The organism is Ilumatobacter nonamiensis YM16-303, assembly GCF_000350145.1.
Taxonomy (GTDB): domain Bacteria; phylum Actinomycetota; class Acidimicrobiia; order Acidimicrobiales; family Ilumatobacteraceae; genus Ilumatobacter_A; species Ilumatobacter_A nonamiensis.
This window is the reverse complement of the sequence record NZ_BAOL01000311.1, coordinates 1-2,375: the sequence shown is the minus strand read 5'-3', so window position 1 is coordinate 2,375 and position 2,375 is coordinate 1. Positions and strand designations below refer to the sequence as shown.

At 66.7% G+C, this 2,375-nt stretch carries 4 protein-coding genes; 2 read left to right on the top strand and 2 right to left on the bottom strand.

Translation table 11 applies throughout. From position 1 onward, the window contains the following. On the bottom strand, positions 1-224 hold a 224-nt coding region (locus tag ON45_RS20220), incomplete at its 3' end, for a DNA-formamidopyrimidine glycosylase family protein (RefSeq protein WP_206537752.1). A 54-nt stretch (positions 225-278) separates the two neighbouring features. Beyond that, complete coding sequence (locus ON45_RS20215; protein WP_206537753.1) at positions 279-815, bottom strand: DUF4916 domain-containing protein; 537 nt, start codon at positions 813-815, stop codon at positions 279-281. 61 nt (positions 816-876) lie between these two features. Here ON45_RS20215 and ON45_RS20210 point away from each other — a divergent pair, with 61 nt between their 5' ends. Together ON45_RS20210 and ON45_RS20205 are read left to right on the top strand one after the other, a co-directional pair. Then, a complete protein-coding gene (locus tag ON45_RS20210) occupies positions 877-1,743 on the top strand; it encodes a dimethylarginine dimethylaminohydrolase family protein (RefSeq protein WP_158412553.1) in 867 nt (288 codons plus the stop codon). Further along, positions 1,743-2,339 carry a class I SAM-dependent methyltransferase gene (locus ON45_RS20205; RefSeq protein WP_040496528.1) on the top strand — a complete coding sequence of 199 codons (597 nt, stop codon included), beginning with the start codon at positions 1,743-1,745 and terminating at the stop codon, positions 2,337-2,339. Before ON45_RS20210 ends, ON45_RS20205 begins: the two co-directional genes overlap by 1 nt. Positions 2,340-2,375 lie beyond the last annotated feature (36 nt).

Below are 2,375 nucleotides of genomic sequence, written 5' to 3'. Positions count from 1 at the left end.
TACAGATGCCACGAACCCGACATGCGCATGTGGGTGTGCAGGACCATCCCGTTGTCCCACTCGATCTCGAGATGCTTGCCGTGCGACTCGACCTTCTCGATGACGCGTCCGGCCTGCGGAACGGGGCCGATGAGGCGGGGAGCGTCGAAACGGATCATCGCCTTGCCACCGAGCGCCGTTCTGAGGGCGCTCGCCGAACGGTGAATGGTGTCTCCTTCGGGCATCCCGATGCACACTCTACGCCACGGAAGCGTTGCGCCGTGGGATGTCGGTCGTCCTCAGGGCAACTTTCCGACGTGCGCGAGCGCCAAGCGGATCAGCCGATCGTGCCCGCTCGTCATCGACTCGCGTACCTCCCGACCGACCGCCTCCTCGGGTGTGAACCACGTGAGGTCGAGAGCCTCCTGCGTCGGCTCGCACTCCCCTTCGACCGGTACGACGTAGGCCAGTGACACGGCGTGATGACGCGGATCGTAGAAGCCCGAACGGTCGGGATCGGGGAAGTACTCGACGACCGTGAACGGCGTGGGGTTCGCCGGGACCCGCGGAAACGCGAGCGGGCCGAGATCCTTCTCGCAGTGGCGCATCAGCGCTTCGCGCACTCGCTCGTTGAACATCACCCTGCCGGTCACGACCATTCGGCTGATCGTCCCGTCGGCGGCGACTCGCAGGAGCATCCCGACCTCGATCACGTTGCCGAGCGAATCCACCCGGACGGGAACGGCGTCGACGTAGACGATCGGGACGTTGGCGCGCACCATTTCGAGGTCGTCGTCGGACAACCATGCGGTCGAGGTCTGGGTGGCGATGTCGATCTCAGTCACGGTGCACGATGATCCCACGTCGGGGGGCTCCGCGCATGCATACGCTGCGGAGGTGGAAGTGTTCGTCGACTCCGAAACCGCCCCGCTCCGATCGGTCATCGTGGGCTACCCCGACAACTTCCTGCAGGTCGATCCGGAGATCATCAACGAGACGCAGCGCAGGTTCTACGACGGCCCGGACGCTCCGACCGCAGCGGCCGTGACCGAGCAACTCAACGGGTTCATCGAGGAGTTGACGAGCCGCGACATCGAGGTGCATCAGCCGCACCCGCTCCCCTACATCCCGGACCAGATGATGACGCGAGACATCGGCGTCGTGATCGGCGACACGTTCGTCGTCACGACGATGGCGGCACGCAGTCGGCGCCACGAGTGGCGTGGCTATGCGCACCTGTTCGAACACTTCCCCGAACACGTCAAGGTCCTGTTCGGACCCGAGGACCTGGTGATCGAGGGGGGCGACGTGATCGTCGACCGCGGGAAGGTCTTCGTCGGGATCGGTCAACGCACGAACCTGGCCGGAGCCGCGTGGCTGATGCAGTTGGTTCCCGACTACGAGATCGTGCCGATCACCCTCCGAGGGCTCGACCACGGGGAAGACGTGCTGCATCTCGACTGTTCGTTCCTTCCCGTCGGTGACGGGTACGCGTTGATCTACCCGGGCGGGATGCGCGAGGTTCCCGCCACGGTTCGCGACACCTACGAGTGGATCGAGGTCACCCAGGACGAGCAACGAGTACTGGGGACGAACGTGTTGTCGATCGACCCGTCGACGGTGATCTCGCAGCCGACCTCCGTTCGGATCAACGAGGAGATGCGGGCGCGCGGCATCGATGTGATCGAGGTGCCGTACTCGGAACCGCCGAAGACCGGTGGGAGTTTCCGCTGCTGCACGCTCCCACTGCACCGAGCGCACTGATGTCGGCCGACGACGCCAGCCGCTGGGACGCGCGCTACGCCGACGCCGAGCTCGCCGAACCTTCGCCGCCCGACGCGCTGGTCGCGGCCGACCGTTCCGAGACGGATCGGACCCGTAAGGCGACGCTGCTCGATCTGGTCCCGGTGGCCGGTCGCGCGCTCGACGTCGCGTGCGGCGCCGGCGCGCAGACTGCGTGGCTGGCCGCCCGTGGGCTCGAGGTGGTCGCTCTGGACGCGTCACCCGTCGCGATCGATCTGACGGCGCGAACTGCCGATGCCGCCGGGGTGAGGTCGCGAGTCGAGGCCCGGGTGGTCGACCTCGATCTCGGGATTCCGACCGACCTCGGAACGTTCGACGTCATCGTCTGCCAGCGTTTCCGAGCGGTGGACCTCTACGATTCGTTCGTCGAACGACTCCGCCCGGGCGGACTGGCCGTCGTGACCGTGCTGTCACGGACCGGAGCCGACCACCCCGGCGCCTTCCACGCACCGTCGGGTGAGCTGCGCACCGCGTTCACTCGCCCCGACACCGACGTCCTGTTCCACCAGGAAACCGCCGGCCAGGAATCCGTCGTCCTCCGCCGCCACCCCACCTGAAATCCGTTCTCGTGAACAGTTCTGGCGCTCCGTGCG